At 73.9% G+C, this 18,249-nt stretch carries 23 protein-coding genes; 2 read left to right on the top strand and 21 right to left on the bottom strand.

The window, feature by feature from the left end:
* Window position 1: 1 nt before the first annotated feature.
* The 3 genes from rpsI to ACVWW9_RS07565 all read right to left on the bottom strand — a co-directional run bounded on the left by rpsI (window position 2) and on the right by ACVWW9_RS07565 (window position 2,549).
* Window positions 2–481, bottom strand: coding sequence for a 30S ribosomal protein S9 (gene rpsI, locus ACVWW9_RS07575; RefSeq protein WP_354256411.1), 480 nt, complete (start codon window positions 479–481; stop codon window positions 2–4).
* 20 nt (window positions 482–501) lie between these two features.
* On the bottom strand, window positions 502–948 hold the full coding sequence (gene rplM / locus ACVWW9_RS07570; protein WP_354256414.1) for a 50S ribosomal protein L13: 447 nt from the start codon (window positions 946–948) through the stop codon (window positions 502–504).
* A 173-nt stretch (window positions 949–1,121) separates the two neighbouring features.
* Window positions 1,122–2,549 (bottom strand): DivIVA domain-containing protein, encoded by a 1,428-nt coding sequence (locus ACVWW9_RS07565; protein WP_456514994.1) that lies wholly within the window; start codon window positions 2,547–2,549, stop codon window positions 1,122–1,124.
* A gap of 103 nt (window positions 2,550–2,652) precedes the next feature.
* Here ACVWW9_RS07565 and ACVWW9_RS07560 point away from each other — a divergent pair, with 103 nt between their 5' ends.
* A complete protein-coding gene (locus ACVWW9_RS07560; protein WP_354256420.1) occupies window positions 2,653–3,297 on the top strand; it encodes an HAD hydrolase-like protein in 645 nt (214 codons plus the stop codon).
* Between the two features lie 26 nt (window positions 3,298–3,323).
* Here ACVWW9_RS07560 and truA read toward each other — a convergent pair whose 3' ends face one another.
* Window positions 3,324–4,148 carry a tRNA pseudouridine(38-40) synthase TruA gene (gene truA, locus ACVWW9_RS07555; RefSeq protein ID WP_456514993.1) on the bottom strand — a complete coding sequence of 275 codons (825 nt, stop codon included), beginning with the start codon at window positions 4,146–4,148 and terminating at the stop codon, window positions 3,324–3,326.
* 90 nt (window positions 4,149–4,238) lie between these two features.
* Here truA and ACVWW9_RS07550 point away from each other — a divergent pair, with 90 nt between their 5' ends.
* Entirely contained in the window at window positions 4,239–6,026 is a 1,788-nt protein-coding gene (locus tag ACVWW9_RS07550) for a glycoside hydrolase family 15 protein (protein WP_456514992.1), read from the top strand.
* Window positions 6,027–6,084: 58 nt separating this feature from the next.
* On the opposite strand, the gene rplQ is transcribed toward ACVWW9_RS07550, so the two are convergent.
* From rplQ to ACVWW9_RS07465, 17 genes are all read right to left on the bottom strand, one after another.
* A complete protein-coding gene (gene rplQ / locus ACVWW9_RS07545; RefSeq protein WP_456514991.1) occupies window positions 6,085–6,672 on the bottom strand; it encodes a 50S ribosomal protein L17 in 588 nt (195 codons plus the stop codon).
* Between the two features lie 36 nt (window positions 6,673–6,708).
* Entirely contained in the window at window positions 6,709–7,698 is a 990-nt protein-coding gene (locus ACVWW9_RS07540) for a DNA-directed RNA polymerase subunit alpha (RefSeq protein WP_123697081.1), read from the bottom strand.
* A gap of 99 nt (window positions 7,699–7,797) precedes the next feature.
* Complete coding sequence (rpsK, locus tag ACVWW9_RS07535; RefSeq protein ID WP_123697080.1) at window positions 7,798–8,196, bottom strand: 30S ribosomal protein S11; 399 nt, start codon at window positions 8,194–8,196, stop codon at window positions 7,798–7,800.
* Window positions 8,197–8,220: 24 nt separating this feature from the next.
* Window positions 8,221–8,598: a 30S ribosomal protein S13 gene (gene rpsM, locus ACVWW9_RS07530; RefSeq protein WP_123697079.1), complete on the bottom strand. Its 378-nt coding sequence runs from the start codon at window positions 8,596–8,598 to the stop codon at window positions 8,221–8,223.
* A gap of 257 nt (window positions 8,599–8,855) precedes the next feature.
* Complete coding sequence (gene rpmJ / locus ACVWW9_RS07525; protein ID WP_004008316.1) at window positions 8,856–8,969, bottom strand: 50S ribosomal protein L36; 114 nt, start codon at window positions 8,967–8,969, stop codon at window positions 8,856–8,858.
* 68 nt (window positions 8,970–9,037) lie between these two features.
* Window positions 9,038–9,259 carry a translation initiation factor IF-1 gene (infA, locus tag ACVWW9_RS07520; RefSeq protein WP_123697078.1) on the bottom strand — a complete coding sequence of 74 codons (222 nt, stop codon included), beginning with the start codon at window positions 9,257–9,259 and terminating at the stop codon, window positions 9,038–9,040.
* 116 nt (window positions 9,260–9,375) lie between these two features.
* Window positions 9,376–10,269 (bottom strand): hypothetical protein, encoded by an 894-nt coding sequence (locus ACVWW9_RS07515; protein ID WP_456514990.1) that lies wholly within the window; start codon window positions 10,267–10,269, stop codon window positions 9,376–9,378.
* Window positions 10,270–10,368: 99 nt separating this feature from the next.
* The gene (locus ACVWW9_RS07510) at window positions 10,369–11,487 is read right to left on the bottom strand and encodes a mannitol-1-phosphate 5-dehydrogenase (protein ID WP_456514989.1); all 1,119 of its coding nucleotides are present in this window, start codon (window positions 11,485–11,487) and stop codon (window positions 10,369–10,371) included.
* Window positions 11,487–11,918: a PTS sugar transporter subunit IIA gene (locus ACVWW9_RS07505; RefSeq protein WP_123697075.1), complete on the bottom strand. Its 432-nt coding sequence runs from the start codon at window positions 11,916–11,918 to the stop codon at window positions 11,487–11,489. The genes ACVWW9_RS07510 and ACVWW9_RS07505 overlap by 1 nt, the downstream gene beginning before the upstream one ends.
* A 13-nt stretch (window positions 11,919–11,931) precedes the next feature.
* On the bottom strand, window positions 11,932–13,497 hold the full coding sequence (locus ACVWW9_RS07500) for a PTS mannitol transporter subunit IICB (RefSeq protein WP_456514988.1): 1,566 nt from the start codon (window positions 13,495–13,497) through the stop codon (window positions 11,932–11,934).
* 31 nt (window positions 13,498–13,528) lie between these two features.
* Window positions 13,529–13,783: an HPr family phosphocarrier protein gene (locus ACVWW9_RS07495; protein WP_123697073.1), complete on the bottom strand. Its 255-nt coding sequence runs from the start codon at window positions 13,781–13,783 to the stop codon at window positions 13,529–13,531.
* A 113-nt stretch (window positions 13,784–13,896) separates the two neighbouring features.
* Window positions 13,897–14,667 (bottom strand): hypothetical protein, encoded by a 771-nt coding sequence (locus ACVWW9_RS07490; RefSeq protein ID WP_456514987.1) that lies wholly within the window; start codon window positions 14,665–14,667, stop codon window positions 13,897–13,899.
* Window positions 14,664–15,554, bottom strand: a complete 891-nt coding sequence (locus ACVWW9_RS07485; RefSeq protein ID WP_456514986.1) for an ABC transporter ATP-binding protein — start codon at window positions 15,552–15,554, stop codon at window positions 14,664–14,666. Before ACVWW9_RS07485 ends, ACVWW9_RS07490 begins: the two co-directional genes overlap by 4 nt.
* Window positions 15,551–16,168, bottom strand: coding sequence for an ABC transporter ATP-binding protein (locus ACVWW9_RS07480; protein WP_456514985.1), 618 nt, complete (start codon window positions 16,166–16,168; stop codon window positions 15,551–15,553). Before ACVWW9_RS07480 ends, ACVWW9_RS07485 begins: the two co-directional genes overlap by 4 nt.
* Window positions 16,165–17,307: a hypothetical protein gene (locus ACVWW9_RS07475; protein ID WP_456514984.1), complete on the bottom strand. Its 1,143-nt coding sequence runs from the start codon at window positions 17,305–17,307 to the stop codon at window positions 16,165–16,167. Before ACVWW9_RS07475 ends, ACVWW9_RS07480 begins: the two co-directional genes overlap by 4 nt.
* Window positions 17,304–17,702: a hypothetical protein gene (locus ACVWW9_RS07470; RefSeq protein WP_456514983.1), complete on the bottom strand. Its 399-nt coding sequence runs from the start codon at window positions 17,700–17,702 to the stop codon at window positions 17,304–17,306. Before ACVWW9_RS07470 ends, ACVWW9_RS07475 begins: the two co-directional genes overlap by 4 nt.
* Window positions 17,699–18,232, bottom strand: coding sequence for a hypothetical protein (locus ACVWW9_RS07465; RefSeq protein WP_456514982.1), 534 nt, complete (start codon window positions 18,230–18,232; stop codon window positions 17,699–17,701). Before ACVWW9_RS07465 ends, ACVWW9_RS07470 begins: the two co-directional genes overlap by 4 nt.
* Between the last annotated feature and the right edge of the window lie 17 nt (window positions 18,233–18,249).

Below are 18,249 nucleotides of genomic sequence, written 5' to 3'. Positions count from 1 at the left end.
ATCAGCGCTTCGAGTACTGCGGCGCCTTGCGAGCCTTCTTGAGACCGGCCTTCTTGCGCTCGATGACGCGAGCGTCGCGCGAGAGGAAGCCGGCCTTCTTGAGCTCGGCGCGGTTGTTCTCGACGTCGATCTCGTTGAGCGCACGCGCGATGCCGAGGCGCAGCGCGCCGGCCTGGCCCGAGGGGCCGCCGCCCGAGATGCGGGCGATCACGTCGTAGCTGCCCGTGAGCTCGAGGAGCGTGAACGGGTCGTTGATGAGCTGCTGGTGCAGCTTGTTCGGGAAGTAGTCCTCGAGCGTGCGGCCGTTCACCGTGAACGAGCCGGAGCCGGGGACGAGGCGCACGCGGGCGATGGCCTGCTTGCGACGACCGACGGCCTGGCCGCCGATGTTGACGACGCGCGGGGCACGAGGGGCCTCGGCTGCCGGCGTCTCGGTCGAGAAGCTCTCGGGAGCCTCGATGGAGTCTGCGATCTTCGCCATGTCTGGTGTCTCCTCGCGCCCTACTGGGCGACCTGGTCGAACGTGTAGGGGGTCGGCTGCTGCGCCGCGTGCGGGTGCGTCGGGCCTGCGTAGACCTTGAGCTTCTTGATCTGGGCGCGGCCGAGCGAGTTCTTCGGCAGCATGCCGCGGATCGCCTTCTCGACGGTGCGGACCGGGAAGCGGTCGAGCATCTCGGCGTAGCCGACGGCCTTGAGGCCGCCCGGGTAGCCCGAGTGGCGGTAGGCCACCTTCTTGGCGAGCTTCTGCCCCGTGAGCGCCACCTTCTCGGCGTTCACGATGATGACGAAGTCGCCCATGTCCATGTGGGGGGCGAACGTCGGCTTGTGCTTGCCGCGGAGCATGGCAGCCGCGTGGCTGGCCAGGCGTCCGAGGACCACGTCGGTGGCGTCGATGACGATCCAGTCGTGCTGGACGTCGCTCGCCTTGGGCGAGTAGGTGCGAGTCATTGGTGCCTCACTGATCGAATGGATGGTCGTGAATCCCACTCCGAGGTGTTCTGCGCCGCGATGCGGCGGAACGATCCGGTGGAGGGCTCATTCGGGCACGCGCAGGCTGCACGCACCAAGGGTCGAGCCTAGCCGTGCGGACAGCCCCGGGTCAAGCGCGCGGCGCGACCGGTTCAGCGGTCGATCGACGGGTCGTACTGCTCCTCGTCGTCGTGCCAGACGACCTCGACGACCTCCTCGCGGGTCGCGGGCGACTCGAGCGCCTCCCCCTCGATCGGCTCGTCGACCGCGAGGGTCAGGTCGGCGAGCGGGTCGGCGTCGGGCGCGGACGCGGTGAAGCCGTCGGGCACGACGGCCCGATCCTCGGCCGCGACGACCGGCAGCGAGCCAGCGGGGCTCGAGCCCGCACCCGGCGCCGGGGCGCTCGGGGCGCTGCTCGACCGCTGGTCGGCGGCCGGCTCGGCGCCCGCCGAGCTCCACGTGCGCGGGTCCGCGGCGTCGGCCACGCGCATGAGCGACTGCACCTCGGCCATGAAGCCCTGCAGCTGCTGCTGCTGCCAGCGCAGCCCGCGCGCGCGGTCCTCGGCGTCGCGCAGCACGTCCTTCGTGTGGCCCGCGACGGCGTCGACGATCGCCTGCGCTCGCTGCCGGGCCTCGTCGAGCATCGACGACGCGCGCGCCTTCGCGCTCGCCTCGATCTGCGCGGCCTGCGCCTTCGAGAGCCGCTCGTAGGCCTCCGACTGCTCGGCGACGTGCGTCGCGTGGGCGAGCGCGGAGGCGACCTTCTCGTTCGCGTCGGCGGTGATGCGCTCGGCGTGCGCGACGGCCTGGTTGTGCAGCCGCAGGAACTCCTGCTGCGCGTCGTCCTGCCGACGGCTGAGGGCCGCGTCGAGCTCGACCCGGCGGGCCTTGGCCTCGCGCACGACGCGGTCGGCGTCGAGCTTGAGGTCGTCGGTCTCGCGCGTCGCCTGGGCGCGCAGCGCCGCGGCGGCCCGCTCGGCCTCGCCGAGCAGCACCTGCGCCTCGCGGTCGGCCTGCGACACCTTCTCGCCGAGCGAGCCGAGCTCTCCCTCGAGGCGCGCGCGGTGCGCGGTCCGCTCGGTCTCGCTGCGGCGGCGCACGAGCTCCGCCTCGTGCTGCGCCTCCTGCAGCACGCGCTGCGCCTCCTCCTGCGCGTCCCGGCGGATGCGGTCGCGCTCGGCGTTCGCGTCGTCGAGCACGCGCTGCGCCGACGTGGAGGCGTTCTGCACGAGCGTCGACGCCTGGTCCTCGGCGACGCGCAGGATCTCCGAGAAGCGCACGCGGGTCTGGCGGCCGTCCTCGACCTCGCCCTCCTGAGTGTCGCCATCGCCGTCGCCATCGAGCGTCTGCACCTGCTGGGCGAGCCGCAGCATGCGCGCCTCTGCCTGGTCGGCGCGCGCGATGGCCGCGTCGAGGTCCTCGGTGAGGTGCTGCACGGTCGCCTCGTTCGCGAGCGCTGCGGCGTCGCTCTCGCGCCTGGCGTCCTCGAGCGCCGACCGCAGCTCGGCGAGCGCGCCGTCGACCTGCTCGCGGTCGTAGCCGCGGAAGACCTGATCGAACGCTGCCTGCTGCTCCGACATGACCACTCCCGGCTCCCGGCCGACCCGTCGTCGGCCGCCGCCATCCTAAGCCGCGAGCGGATCCGCTGGCAGGCCGATCTGATACCTGGGAGGATGGAGGGACATGACTCCCCACGGCATCATCTTCGACCTCGACGGCACCCTCACCGACTCCAAGGAGGGCCTGCTCGCGAGCCTGCGGCACATGCACGACGCGGTCGGGTGGCCGCAGCCGAGCGATGAGGAGCTGCTCCGCTGGCTCGGCCCGCCGCTCGTGACCGTGCTCGCCGAGGCCGGCAGGACGCCCGACGAGATCGCCGTCGCGCTCACGGCCTTCCGCGCCCACATGGCCGACGGCGGGCTCGTCGACTCGACGCTCTACCCGGGCGTCGACCGGCTCGTCGCCGACCTCGACGAGTCGGGCCGCCCGCTCGCGGTCGCGACGCACAAGATCCAGCGCGACGCCGAAGCGGTCGTCGAGCACTACGCGCTCCGCCACCGCTTCCGCGGCGTCCACGGGCGCATCGACGGCGAGGCCGGCCACTCGAAGGCGCCGGTCATCGAGCGCGCCATGGCGTCGCTGGGGCTGCCGGCCGACCGCGTGGTCATGGTGGGCGACCGCATCAACGACATCGCCTCCGCGCGCGAGCTCGGCGTGCGGAGCATCGGCGTCGCGTACGGCTACGGCGGCCGCGCCGAGCTGGCCGAGGCCGGGGCCGACCGCATCGTCGAGACGGTCGACGAGCTGCGCGAGGCCCTCGCGGGCTGACCGCGCGCCTCAGTCGTCGAGGTCCCTCAGGCGTCGAGGTCTGCGGCGCTGCGACGCGCCCGCGCGCGCTCGGCCTGCGCCGCGAGCTCGTCGTCGGCCGGGTAGCCGACCTCGACGAGCGTGAGCCCGCGGGCGGGCATGAGGCCCGTGAGCGACGATCGGCGCCGCTCGTCGAGCAGGGCGACCGCCTGCGCGAGACCGAGCCTGCCCTCCCCCACGCGCACGCACGCCGCGACGAGCGCGCGCACCATCGAGTGGCAGAAGGCGTCGGCGGTCAGCGACGCCGTGAGCAGCTGCCCCTCGTGCGCCCACGAGAAGGCACGCAGCTCGCGGATGGTCGTGGCGCCCTCGCGCGGCTTGCAGAACGCCGCGAAGTCGCGCAGCCCGACGAGCTCGGCCGCCGTGCGGCGCATGGCGTCGACGTCGAGCGCCTGCGGCACGTGCGCGGCGGTGCGCCGCTCGAGCGGGTCGGCGGGACCGGTGACGATCCGGTAGCGGTACGAGCGCGACACGGCCGAGAAGCGTGCGTCGAAGCCGGCGGGGGCGACCGACGCCGCCCGCACCACGAGGTCGCCCTCGGGCGCCGCGAGCCTCGAGAGCCGGTGCGCGAGGCGCTGCGGCCGCTCAGCGGCGTCCGCGGCGATCGCGACCGGCACGTCGGCGTGCGCGACCTGCCCGCTCGCGTGCACGCCCGCGTCCGTGCGGCCGGCGACCGTCAGCCGCACCGGCTCACGGGCGACCGTCGTGAGCGCGCGCTCGAGCTCGCCCTGGCACGTGCGCAGCCAGGGCTGCGCCGCCCAGCCGGCGAACCCGCTGCCGTCGTAGGCGAGGTCGAGGCGGATGCGCGGCATGCAGCAACCCTATGCACCGAGCATGCGGGGTCGCGCCGCTCGCACAGCGCCCTGGACGGGCCGCGGAGGTCGGCTCGATAGCCTCGCGACATGCCGACGCCCCCGCAGCCCATCGAGGACTACGCCGTGATCGGCGACCGCACCACCGCCGCGCTCGTCGGCCGGGACGGCTCCATCGACTGGCTGTGCCTGCCCCACTTCGACTCCCCCGCGTGCTTCGCCGCCATGCTCGGCGAGCGCGAGCACGGCCGCTGGCGGATCGGCCCGACCGGCCCCGCGACGACCACGCGGCGCTACCTGCCCGGCAGCCTCGTGCTCGAGACCACGCACGAGACGGCGACCGGCACGGTGCGCATCACGGATGCGATGCCGACGGGCGACGACCGCGCCGACGTCGTGCGCATCATCGACGGCGTCGACGGCGTCGTCGAGCTCGAGCAGGACCTCGTCGTGCGCTTCGGCTACGGCCGCGTGCCGCCGTGGTTCCGGCGGATGCGCGAGCACGGCGAGGAGGTGCTCGTGGCGATCGCGGGGCCCGACCGGCTCGTGCTGCGCGGCGCGCCGCTGCCGAGGGCGCACCGGCACGCGCACCGCTCGACCTTCGAGGTGCGCGCGGGCGAGCGCTTCGAGCTCGACCTCTGCTGGCAGCACTCGTGGCTGCCGATCGCCGAGCCCGTCGGCGAGGCGGAGGTCGTGCGCACGACGATCGCCGAGTCGTCCGACTGGCTCGCGAGCCTCGACTACGAGGGCCCCTACCTCGAGGCGGTGCAGACGAGCGTGCTCGTGCTGCGCGCCCTCACCGACGACGCGACGGGCGGCATCCTGGCCGCCCCGACCACGTCGCTGCCCGAGTCGCCCGGCGGCGAGCGCAACTGGGACTACCGCTTCACCTGGCTGCGCGACGCATCGCTCTCGGTCGACGCGATGCTCGCCGTCAGCCTCGACGAGCGCGTGGGGCTGTGGCGCGACTGGCTGCTGCGCGCGATCGCCGGCGACCCGGCCGACATGCGCATCATGTACCGCCGCGACGGCGGGCGGGAGCTGCCGGAGCTCGAGCTCGACCACCTCCCCGGCTACGGCGGCGCGACGCCCGTCCGGATCGGCAACGGCGCCGCCGAGCAGCGCCAGCACGACGTGCTCGGGCAGGTGATGCTGACGCTCGAGCGGCTGCGCGACATCGGGCTCGCCGACACCCTCGACGCCTGGCACCTGCAGCGGGCGCTGCTCGACGAGCTCGCGACGCACTGGGAGCAGCCCGACCACGGCCTGTGGGAGATGCGCGGCGAGCCGCAGCGGTTCACGCACTCGCGCGCCATGATGTGGGCTGCCTTCGACTGCGGGGTGCGCGCGGTCGAGAGCGGCTGCGACGGCGACCCGACGCGCTGGATCGAGCTGCGGGACCTGCTGCGCGACGAGGTGCTGACCCTCGGCTTCGACACCGCCACCGGCTCGTTCCGCCAGCACTACGACACGAGCGAGGTCGACGCGTCGCTGCTGCAGCTGCCGACGATCGGCATCGTCGACGCGCGGGACCCGCGCTTCCTCGGCACGATCGCGCGCATCGAGCGGGAGCTGCTCGTCGACGGGCTGCCGCTGCGGTACCGCGCGACGGGCGTCGACGGCCTCGCCGGGGACGAGCATCCGTTCGTGCTGTGCGCCTTCTGGCTCGTCATCGCCTACGCGCAGTGCGGCCGACTCGACGACGCGCGCGCGCTCATGGAGCGACTCATCGCGCTCCGCAACGACGTCGGGCTGCTCGCCGAGGAGATCGACCCCGCCACCGGCCACCACTGGGGCAACTTCCCGCAGGCCTTCTCGCACCTGGGGCTCGTGCTCGCGGCGGCGGAGATCGCGAAGGCCGAGCGGCGCGCCGGCTGATCGCGCCGCGCACGACGAAGGGCCCCGCTCGCGCGGGGCCCTTCGTCGTGGGGTGGACCTACTTGGTCTCGTCCTTGGCCGGCTCAGCCTCGACGGCCTCGTCGCCCGCCTCGGGCGCCTCGGTGGTCGCGACGTCAGCCGCAGCGGCGTCGGCCTCGGCGGCCTCGGTCGGGTCGACCACGGCATCCTCGACCGGAGCCTCGTCGACCTTGGCCTCCTCGGCCTGCTGGTCGGCGGCTGCCGACGTCGCGGCGGCGGATGCCTTCGACTTCGAGACCTTCTTCTGCACCGGCTCGAGCACGAGCTCGATCTGCGCCATGGGGGCGTTGTCGCCCTTGCGGAAGCCGAGCTTCGTGATGCGGGTGTAGCCGCCCTCGCGCTCGGCGACGAGCGGCGCGATCTCGGTGAAGAGCTCGTGCACGACGCCCTTGTCGCCGATCACGCCGAGCACGCGACGACGCGCGTGCAGGTCGCCGCGCTTGGCGAACGTGATGAGGCGCTCAGCGATCGGGCGGAGGCGCTTGGCCTTCGTCTCGGTCGTCTTGATCGACTTGTGCGTGAAGAGCGCGGCCGCGAGGTTCGCGAGCAGCAGGCGCTCGTGCGCAGGACCGCCTCCGAGGCGGGGACCCTTGGTGGGCTTGGGCATGGTTCGTTTCCCTCTAGTTCTTCAGTCGGCCCGCGTTCAGCGAGCGTCCTCGTCGTAACCGCTGTAGAAGTGCGCGCCGTCGAAGCCGGGCACGGCGTCCTTGAGGGACAGGCCGAGCTCGACGAGCTTGTCCTTGACCTCGTCGACCGACTTCTGGCCGAAGTTGCGGATGTTCATGAGCTGCGTCTCGCTCAGCGCCACGAGCTCGGACACCGTGTTGATGCCCTCGCGCTTGAGGCAGTTGTACGAGCGGACCGACAGGTCGAGCTCCTCGATCGGCGTGGCGAGCTCGCCGGAGCCGATGGCCTCGGCCGGCGCCTGGCCGATCTCGATGCCCTCCGCCTCGGCGTTCAGGTCGCGCGTCAGGCCGAACAGCTCGACGAGCGTGCGACCGGCCGACGCGATGGCGTCGCGCGGCGTGATCGCCGGCTTCGCCTCGACGTCGACGACGAGCGAGTCGAAGTCGGTGCGCTCACCGGCACGCGTCGCGTCGACGCGGTAGGTGACCTTGAGCACGGGCGAGTAGATCGAGTCGATCGGGATGACCCCGGCCTCGGCGAACTCGTCGCGGTTCTGCGCAGCCGAGACGTAGCCGCGGCCGCGCTCGATCGTGAGCTCGAGCTGCAGCTTCGCCGAGTCGTTCAGCGTCGCGAGCACGAGCTCGGGGTTGTGGATCTCGACACCGGCCGGAGCGGTGATGTCGGCGGCCGTCACCGTGCCCGCGCCCTGGCGCGAGAGGTAGGCGACCACGGGCTCGTCGTGCTCCGACGAGACCACGAGCTGCTTGATGTTGAGGATCATCTCGGTGACGTCCTCCTTCACACCGGCGATCGTCGAGAACTCGTGCAGGACGCCATCGAGACGGATGCTCGTGACGGCTGCGCCGGGGATCGACGACAGGAGGGTGCGGCGGAGGGAGTTGCCGAGGGTGTAGCCGAAGCCTGGCTCGAGCGGCTCGATCGTGAACCGCGAGCGGTGCTCGGCGATGATCTCCTCGGTGACAGTGGGGCGCTGGGCGATCAGCACGTGTCGGTTCCTTTCGGTCGCGAGTCCGCTATATGACTCGCGTGTTCAGTGACGGCGGAATGCCGGGCGGGCGTGGACCGCCCGCCCGGCAGGAGCGACTTAGTTGCGGCGAGGCTTCGGCGGGCGGACGCCGTTGTGCGCCTGCGGCGTCACGTCGTGGATCGCACCGATCTCCAGGCCGGCGGCCTGGAGCGAGCGGATCGCCGTCTCACGGCCGGAGCCTGCGCCCTTGACGAAGACGTCGACCTTCTTCATGCCGTGGTCCTGCGCCTGGCGGGCGGCCGACTCGGCTGCCAGCTGGGCGGCGTAGGGCGTCGACTTGCGCGAGCCCTTCATGCCGACCGCACCGCCCGATGCCTGCGTGATGACGGCGCCGGTGGTGTCGGTGATCGACACGATCGTGTTGTTGAACGTCGACTTGATGTGGGCCTGGCCCACGGCGATGTTCTTCTTGTCCTTGCGACGCGGCTTGCGGACCGCGGACTTGGGAGCTGCCATTGTTCTCTACCTCTTCCCCGCGGCCTAGCGGCCGGCCTTCTTCTTGCCGGCGACCGTCTGCTTCTTGCCCTTGCGGGTGCGCGCGTTGGTCTTGGTGCGCTGGCCGTGCACGGGGAGGCCGCGACGGTGGCGGATGCCCTGGTACGAGCCGATCTCGACCTTGCGGCGGATGTCCGCGGCGACCTCGCGACGGAGGTCGCCCTCCACCTTGAACGTGCCCTCGATGTGGTCGCGGAGCACGACGAGCTGGTCGTCCGTGAGGTCCTTGACGCGCGTGTTGCGATCGATGCCGGTGGCCTCGAGCGTTGCGATCGACCGGGTGCGGCCGACGCCGAAGATGTACGTCAGTGCGATCTCCACGCGCTTGTCGCGCGGGATGTCGACACCTGCGATGCGTGCCATCGTGTGTCTCCTTCAGGAGTGGTTGAGAGGTGTGGAGCAGCGGAGGTGCCTGGGCCTCTCCCCAAGGTGTCGCCCTCGTCAGAGAGCTCTTACCGCTGCTGGGTGCAACCCCATCCCGCTGGGATGGGGTTCGTATTGAGTTGTGCCTGCGCTGCCGTGGACAGCCGGGTCTCGCGACGCGCGCGCCTTGGGCGCGTGCTCCTCGACCTCGATGCCTTCGCGCGCGACGCGACTGCGTCGCTTCGCGCGCTGCGGCATCAGCCCTGCCGCTGCTTGTGGCGGGGGTTCTCGCAGATGACCATCACGCGACCGTGCCGGCGGATGACCTTGCACTTGTCGCAGATGGGCTTGACGCTGGGGTTGACCTTCATGTGTGCTTTCCTCGCTGGCCTCGTGCTCGCGCGAGTGCGCGAGCCGTTCCTTGTCCAGCAGCCAGTGGTTACTTGTAGCGGTAGACGATGCGACCGCGACTGAGGTCGTATGGGCTCAGCTCCACGATCACTCGGTCTTCCTGCAGGATGCGGATGTAGTTCTGCCGCATCTTGCCGGAGATGTGTGCGAGCACCACGTGCCCGTTCGAGAGCTCGACGCGGAACATCGCGTTCGGGAGCGCTTCGATCACCGAGCCTTCGATCTCGATGACGCCGTCTTTCTTGGCCATAGCCTCTTCTGTAACGTTTGGTTGCCGGTCATGCGAGTGCCGCGCACAGAGGGCGCGCGACACCAACGGTCAACTCTACGCGGGGTGCGGTTCGCAATGCAAGCCGGGCGTGTCGCTCACCGGTGCACGACGATCGAGCCCCACAGCATCGCCCGGTCGCGACGCGCGCGCTTCGCCGCCTCGTCGTCCATCGTGGTCGCGAACGAGCGCGCGATGACGGGTCCGCCCGGGGCGACCGCACGCACGGCGGCCTTCCGCAGGTCGCGCACCCAGCGCTCATCCGCCCCGTCGATCACGTTCGAGAGTGAGATCGCGTCGTAGCGGCCGGGCTGCGAGCGCTCGAGGTGGTCGAGGAGCGGCTCGTCGATCCACTCGATCGCCGCCGGGTCGACGGCCGGCAGGCGGTGCCCGGGCAGGTCCTCCCCCAGCAGCAGCCGCCAGGCGTACGGGTTGCCGCTCGGCGGGTGCTTGCGGAGCGCGCGAGCGATGCGGCCGCGGATGGCCTCGTCGAAGTGCGGCGGGATGGGCGTCGAGAAGTCGCGCAGGATGAGCGCCGAGAGCGCGCCGGCGGGACCGAGCATCGTGCGCAGGATCGACGACAGCGTGCGGTTGTCGAGCCGTGCCTTCCACTCCGCGGCGGCGCGGAGCGGGTCGTCCTCCTGCAGGAACTGCCGCACCCGCCGACGGCTCCACGCCGGGCTCGCGGCGCGCACCATGCCGCGCCCGAGGTCGAACAGCCGCTCCGCCGCCCCGGGCTCGAACGGGCCGCCCTCGACGCGCCGGCGGGCGTAGTCGAGCTGCTCGCGGTTCGCGCCGAGCGCGGACACCCGGTGACCGGCGGCGGCGAGCGCCGCGGCGAGCTCGCCCGCGCCGGCGGTGACGAGCACGCGGCTCGCCGGCGCGAGCTCCTCGAGCTCGATCCGCGGATCGCTCCAGTCCCAGCCGTGCAGCAGCCGCTGGCGCGGGTTGGCGCTCGAGCGGCCCTTGCGCCGCGATCCCCGGGTCAGCACCGCAGGCTCCGCGTCAGCACGGCGCTCCGCGCGCCGCCACCCGCTCGACCCACCGCATCCCCCATGCTCCGATCCTGCCGCATCGGGATGGACGGACGCTCAGCCCTTCGCGGCCCGCACCACGCCGACGAGCTGCACCTGCAGCGGGCCGCCGTCGATGCCGCTCACCTCGGCGACGAACGCCGCCGGGTCGAGCTCGGCGAGCAGCCGCTGCAGCTCGGCCGCCTGCTCGTCGCTCTCGGCGTCGAAGCGCAGCGCGCTGGCGTAGGCGGCGACGAGCGCGTCCGCCGACTCGCCGCGCTCGGCGAGCTCCGCGGCCGGCTGCACGAAGCGCTCGTGCCGCGACAGCTTGCGCAGCGGCTGGCGGCCGATCCGCTCGCACGTGTCGGGCAGCGCGGGGTTCTCGAAGCGCGCGATCGCGCGAGCGACGTAGGCGGCGTGCTCGTCGGGGTCGAAGCCGAACTTCGCCACGAGCAGCCGCGACGTGTCGGCGAGCGAGGCCTCGACCGCCGCGCGGATCTCGGGCGACTGCAGCGCCTCGGCGATCGTCTCGATGCCCGCCGCGTAGCCGGCGTACGCGGTCGTGGCGTGGCCCGTGTTCACCGTGAACAGCTTGCGCTCGATGAAGGGCGCGAGGTCGTCGACGAAGTGGGCGTCCGGGATCGTCGGTGCCGTCCCCCCGAACGGCCCTCGATCGATCGACCACTCGAAGAAGTCCTCGACCACGACGTCGAGGCCGTGCGGGTCCTGCGGCGGGATGATGCGGTCGACGGCCGTGTTGGCGAACACCGCTCGGTCGGCCAGCTCGGGGGCGCCGTCGAGCACGAGCTCGCGCAGCGTGTCGGAGGCGCCGATCGCGTTCTCGCACGCCATCACCGTCACCGGGTCCCCGTCGCGGAGCGCGAGCCCCGCGCGGATCACCGGGGCGATGAAGCGCAGCACCGTCGGGCCGACGGCGCACGTGACGACGTCCGCCTCCGCGACCGCGCGGGCCGCCGCATCCGGGTCGGCCGACGAGTCGATGCCCGTGAACCCCGTGACCGTGTGGATCCGGGCGTCCGGCCCCACCTCGCGCACCTGGTACGCATCGGCCTGCTGCAGCATGCCGATGAGCTCCGGGTTGACGTCGACGAAGGTCACGTCGTACCCGGCGCGGTGCAGGATCAGCCCGACGAAGCCGCGGCCGATGTTGCCGGCGCCGAAGTGGACGGCCCGCATCACTCGTTGACGTCGCCGAGCAGCTCGAGGATCGCCGCCGCGTCGGGGGCGGCCTCGAGCTTGGCGACCTCGTCCTCGTCGGCGAAGACGATGGCGATCTTCGACAGGATCTCGAGGTGCCCGCCGTCCTTGCCGGCGATGCCGACCACGAACTTCACCGGGTTGCCGTCCCAGTCGAGCGGTTCGTCGTAGCGCGCGACCGAGAGCGCCGAGTCGAGGATCGCGCCCTTCGACTCGTTCGTGCCGTGCGGGATGGCGAGCAGGTTGCCCATGTAGGTCGACACGCTCGCCTCCCGCTCCCGCATGGCGTCGGCGTAGTCGGTCGTGACGGCGCCCGCCGCGACGAGCATGTCGGCGGCCTCCTGGATCGCCTCGTCCTTCGTGGCGGCCTTCGGGGTGGTCGTGATCTGCTCGATCGAGAGGACGGGCATGGGGCTCCTTCTGCTACTGCGCGTTGGACTCGTCGACGAGGCGGACGACCTCGTCGTACTTCGGGCTGTTCATGAAGTTCTCGACCGAGACGTGCATGGCGTCGGGCGTGCGCTGCCGCGCGCGGTCGGTGAGGTCGCGGTGCGTCACGATCAGGTCGGCCGTCGACGCGTCGAGGTTGGCGATCGCGATGTTCGTGACCTCGACCCCCTCGATGCCGGCCTTCTTGATCTTGTTGCGCAGCACGCTCGCGCCCATCGCGCTCGAGCCCATGCCGGCGTCGCACGCGAAGACGATCTTCCGGATCGGCTCTGCGGCGACGGAGGTGCCGCCTGCTGCACCGGCCGGCGCCGTGGCGCCCGGCGCTCCCGATGCGGCGGTCAGGTTCGACAGGTGCGCCGACTCCTTGCCCTTGTTCGCCGTCGTCTGCGCAACCGCGGCACCGAGCGCGTCGTCGCCCGCCGCCTCGCGCTCGAGGTCGCGCTTGCGACCCGCGCGCAGGATGACGGCCGCGACGGCGAACGTCACCGCGGTCGCGATGACGACCGAGAGCAGCACGCCCACGAGGTTGCCGCCGCCGACGAGGCCGGCCTGCACGGCCACGGCGAAGATGCTGCCAGGGGCCGCGGGACCGGCGAGGCCGGTGTTCAGCAGCATGTTCGTCGCGACGCCGGAGGCGCCGCCGAGCACGAGCGCGAGGATGAGCGTCGGCTTCATGAGGGCGTACGGGAAGTAGACCTCGTGGATGCCGCCGAGGAACTGGATGATCGCCGCGCCCGGAGCGGTGGCGCGCGCGGCGCCGACGCCGAAGACGGAGAACGCGAGCAGCAGGCCGAGGCCCGGGCCGGGGTTCGCCTCGAGCAGGAACAGGATCGAGCTGCCGTCGTTCGCCACCTCGGTGGTGCCGAGCGGGGTGAGCACGCCGTGGTTGATGGCGTTGTTGAGGAAGAAGACCTTCGCCGGCTCGATGAGGATCGAGGCGAGCGGCAGCAGGCCGGTCTCGACGAGCCAGCCGACGGCGCCGCCGACGACCGACATGATCCAGTTGACGATCGGGGCGACGACGTAGAAGCCGACGAGCCCCATGAGGAAGGCGACGATGCCCGCCGAGAACATGTTGACGAGCATCTCGAAGCCGGCCTTGACCCTGCCGTCCCACAGCTTGTCGAGCTGCTTCATGACCCATGCCGACAGCGGGCCGAGGATCATCGCGCCGATGAACATGTGGACGTAGCCGAGGCCGCCCTCGCCCTCGGCGTTGATCCGGTCGATGAGCAGGTCGGAACCGGCGATCGCGCCCATGACGGCGAACGCGCCGACGACGGCGCCGCGCGTCTCGTAGACCATCCGGCCGCCGGTGCCGGCGATGAGGATGGGCAGCAGGTAGTGGATCGTCGGGCCGACGATCGTGGCGAGCCCCTCGTTCGGGAACGGGCCGACGGGGATGAAGAGCGCGGTGAGGATGCCCCACGCGATGAGCGCCGGGATGTTCGGCATGATCATGCCGGAGAGGAAGGTGCCGAACTTCTGGACGGCGACGCGAGCGCCGCCCGTCTGAGCCGGTGCTGCGGTGGTGGTCATGGTCGACTCCGTGCTGGTGCCAGTGCCTGGGTCAGGCGTCGTGATCGGTGGAGAGGAGCTGCTCGAGCTCGTCGAGCGTCGCCTCGTCGTCGGAGGCGATCGTCACCTCGTCGCCCTTCGAGACGCCGAGCGAGATGACCGACAGGATGCTGGCGGCGTTGACCTGCTTGTCGCCCTTCGTGACGGTGACGGGGCTGGACGCCTTCGCCGCAGCCTGCGCGAACAGGGATGCGGGGCGGGCGTGGAGCCCGTGCGCGGACTCGACGGTGACGGTGCGCTCGGCCATGGTGCTCCTTCGCGGTCGGGCCTGGGCGGCCCGAGATCGCTGTCACGCTACCACCGGTGCTCGGGCGCCGGGGGACGCGTGTGCGGCGCTCCGGCGCGACGTCCCCGGGCGGGTCAGCGCGGCTGCGCGCCACGGGCTCGCAGCCATGCCGCGAGCGCCGCGGCGGCCGTCCATCCGAGCACGCTCGCGAGCAGCAGCGGGAGCTGCGCCGGTGACGGCCCGTCGAGCACGACCCCCTCGCCGACCGGCACCTCGGCGAGCGATCGCAGCGCGATCCCGGGCAGCAGCCACCACCTGGCGTCGGCCATCGGGGTCATCGCGAGCAGCCCGGCGAGCGCCGGCTCGGCCACGAGCGGCAGGCCCGCCCCGATGCCGAGGGTCGCGAGCGGCGACCGCGTCGCGTGCGCGAGGCACACCAGCCACACCGACCAGACGGCGATGGCGCCGAGGTGCGCCGCGGCGGCCGCGGGCAGCGCCCGGAGCGCCGACGCATCGACGAGCGCGGCACCGACCGCGGCGGACGCGATCGCGACCGCGCCGAGCCCGACGCCGAGGCCCACCGCCGGCACCGCGCCCGCCGCGAGCCTGCGCCCGACGTGGGGCACCGCGAGCGCCGCGTGCATCCACGAGCCGTCGCGGTAGGGGCCAGCGACGGCGAGGGCGGCGAGCACGGCGACCGCGACAGCCGCCGCCGAGCCGCGCGAGACGACGACCGTGCTCGCCTCGATGGCGGCGGCGGCGTCGAAGGGCAGCACGAGCGCGGCCATGGCGAGCCCGCCGACGCACGATCCGGCGGCAGCCAGCACGACCGCCCACCCCAGTCGCCGTCCGCGCATCGCCGCGAGCTCGGCGGCCGCGAGGGTCCGGAAGCGCGGCCGCGTCACGGCGCAGCCCCGACGGCCGCGGCGAAGGCGTCGCTCAGCGACGTGCGTCGGGGTGCGAGCTCGGTCAGCAGCACGCCGAGGTGCGCCGCGACGCGGGCGATCGCGGGCGCATCGAGCTCGCGCACCGCGAGCGCGTCGCCGCTGCGGCGGTGCACGACGGCGCCCGCCGCCTGCAGCGCCCTCGCGAGCCGAGGCTGGTCGAGCGAGCGCACGAGCACGACCGGCGCGCCGTGCGCGCGCAGGAACGCCTCGGTCGGGCCCTCGAAGCGCACGGCTCCGGCGTGCAGGCAGACGAGCCGGTCGAGCAGCGGCTCCGCCTCGTCGAGCGCGTGCGCCGACAGCAGCACCGCGCCCCCGGCGTCGGCGTGCGCCCGCAGCCGTGCCGAGAGCCATCGGCGGCCGCCGGGGTCGAGCCCGTCGAACGGCTCGTCGAGCACGAGCACGCGCGGCTCGCCCAGCAGCGCGCCGGCGATCGCGAGCCGGCGGCGCTGACCGAGCGACAGCGTGCGGATGCGTCCGTCGACGCCCGAGAGCCCGACCTCGGCGAGCGCCCGCCGTGCTGCGCCGCGGTCGACGCCGGCGCGGAGGGCGAGCGCGTCGAGGTGCTGCGCGGCGGTCTGGCCCGGTGCGGCGCCGAGCACGTCAGGGCAGCAGCCGAGCATCGCCGACGGTGCGTCGAGGTCGGCGTAGGCCATCCCTGCCACCCTCGCGACCCCGCCGCCGGCCTCGAGCCCGACGATGCGGCGCAGCGTCGTGGTCTTGCCCGCGCCGTTGACCCCGATGAAGCCCGTCACCGCGCCCCACGGCACGGTGAACGCGACGCCGTCGAGCACCGTCCGCCCGCCGAACGCCGCCGTGAGCCCCGCGACCTCGATGGCCGCCCTCACGGCGAGGTCCGTGCCCGCCGCGAGAGGTCGAGCGCGCGCCCGCCCCACTCGCGCCGCCCGTGGTCGACCACGAGCACGAGCCGCTCCAGCGCCCACGCATCGATGCGCCGGCGGAGCGCCTCCTCGGCGGCCTCGTCGACGCCGAGCAGCGGCTCGTCGAGCAGCAGCACCGGCGCGGCGCCCAGCGTGGTGAGCCGCACCCAGGCGCGGCGCGCCTCGCCGGTCGAGAGCGCATCGACCCGATCGTCGAGCCGGTCGGCGAGGCCCTCGTCGGCGAGCGCGCCGAGCGCCTCGAGGGCGGGCACGGCTCCGGCTCGGGCGAAGAGCGCCGCGTGCCGCCGGAGCGCCACGTGGCCGAGGAGCGCGATCTCGGTGCGGCACGCGCGCCGCAGGCCGCGCGCCGCGCGCGCGTCGGCGCGCACCCCGCAGATCCGGACGTCGCCGACGGCCGGGGCGATGCCGCCCGCGAGCAGCTCGACGAGCGTGCTCTTGCCCGCGCCGTTGGCGCCGCGCACCCGCACGAGGCCCGGCCCCCAGAGCGAGAGGTCCGGCACGGGCACGGCGTGCCGGCCGCGACGCGCGGCGCCGACGCCGCGGACCTCGATCGCGATCATGCGAGCCTGCGCGCGAGCACGGCGGCGCCGAGCGCCGCGATGGCGATCGGGGTCGCGACGAGCCATGCCGTCGCGGCGCCGGAGAGCAGCGCGCACGTCGTTGGTGCCGCCGCGAGCGCGAAGACGACGCTCCGCGCGAGCACGGCCGTCGGGTCGGGCTCGAGCACGAGCACGACGAGGACGGCACCCGCGATCGCCGCCGCGCCGAGGCCCGCGCGCAGTCCCGCGTCCGTCCCGGCGAGCGCCCCGGCCGCGCTCCCCACGACGAGCCCGACGGCCGCCGCCGCCGATGCCCCCGCCGCGGCGGCTCGGGCGACGAGCGCGACTGCCGCTGCGCCGCAGTCGACGAGCGTCGCCTGGAGCCGCAGCCATGGTCGGGCGTCGACGACGAGGCCGTCGCCCGCGATCCAGCTGGCGGCGGCGACGGCCGCGGCCCCGACGGCGACGTCTGGCGGCGCGGCCTGGAGCACGGATGGCAGGGCCGGCCACGGCGCGACCCGCACGGCCGGCAGCGCGACCGCGAGCGTCCCCACGGCCGCGAGCCGACGCGCCGCGAGCGCGCGCAGCGTCGTGCCGGCAGCGCCGACCGCGAGCCGCGCACCGGCGCGCAGCGCCGGCAGCACCGCGGCGAGCGCGCCGACGACGACCGCGGCGCCGACGGCGAGCGCTGCGGCCGGTGCGCCGCGAACCGCCAGCACGGTGGCCGCGGCCGCCCCGAGCACGGAGGTCGGCACGACCGCAGGGACGCCCGCCGCGAGCGCGCCCATCCGAGCGAGCGGTGCGCCGCCGAGGTCGAGCGCGCGCAGCAGCGGCGCGCAGCGCGCGAGCGCCACCGCGAGCGACGGCGGTGCGCCGAGCACGACGCGCCCGACCGGCGCGACGAGCGCGGCGAGGACGATCGCGGCGGCGACGGGACCGCTCCCCCACGCCGCCCGCGCGAGCTCCGTCGCGACCGCGAGCGCCATCGCGATCGCCGTCGCGATGCCGACGCCGGCGCCGGCGAGCGGCCACCGCAGGGAGCGCACCGCCTCGGGCGGCAGCCGGAGGGGCAGCATCGCCGTCGCCAGCACGCCGGCCGTCGGGGCGAGGTCCGCGCGCAGCCCTCGAGGCGCGCGCCGGACGCGCGCCCCGCTCGTCATCCGCGGTCCCGCGGCTCGGAGCCCAGCAGGTGGTAGGCGCCGGTCGCCGCCCCCGCGACGACCACGGCCCACCCCAGCGCAGTCGCGAGCGGGGATGCGCCCAGCCCGATCGTGACGGCGGCGACGAGGCCGAGGCACAGCGAGGCGATGCCCGCGAGCGGGAAGCGCAGCCGGCCGTCGAGCAGCGCCGGCACGGTCGCGACGATCGCGACCACCGAGAGCGCGAGCGCGAGCGGCGAGGCGAGGTGCGCGCGTCCGGCGGGGAGCTCGGCGGCGGCGAGCAGCGCCACGAGCGCGGCCGAGCCGAGCAGCGACACCGCCGCGAGCGTCCGGACGCCGGCGGCGCCGAGCGGCACCCGGACCGCGAGCAGCGGCAGTCGGAACGAGCGCGTCATCCGAGGCACAGCAGCACCGCCGTCGCACCGGTCGCCGTGAGCGACCTGGCATAGGAGGCGAGCGACGAGCGCGCATCCCGGAACGCCACGGGCACGAGCGCCGCGACCGCCGCGGCGCAGAGCCACACGGGCCAGGAGCGCTCGACGGCGGCGACACCCTCGGCCAGCGCGGCGACCTGCAGCCCGAGGACGATCGCGGTGAAGGCGGCGCCGCCCACGCCGAGCCTCGCACGGCCACGGCGCGTGCGGAGCGCACGCGGGCCGAGCGCACGCTCCAGCAGCGCGGCGAGCAGCGCGCCGAGCCCGAGCAGGAGCAGGTGGATCGCGACCGCCGCGCCCGCCCCGACGGCGGTCGCCGCCCCCGCGAGCTGCGGGTCGCCGAGCGCCTCGGCCTGCTCGGCGACCGCGGCCTCGGCGACGGCGAGGAACGCCGGCATCCGCAGGCACAGCAGGGCCGCGGCTGCGGCGATGACGACGGCCCACATCCCGGGCGAGGTGCCCGCCTCGCTGCCGGTTCGCACGCCGGTCATGCCGGATGGGTGGATCA

The organism is Agrococcus sp. UYP33 (assembly GCF_054060915.1).
The sequence above is the reverse complement of the archived record's forward strand: the minus strand, read 5'-3'. Positions and strand labels throughout refer to the sequence as shown.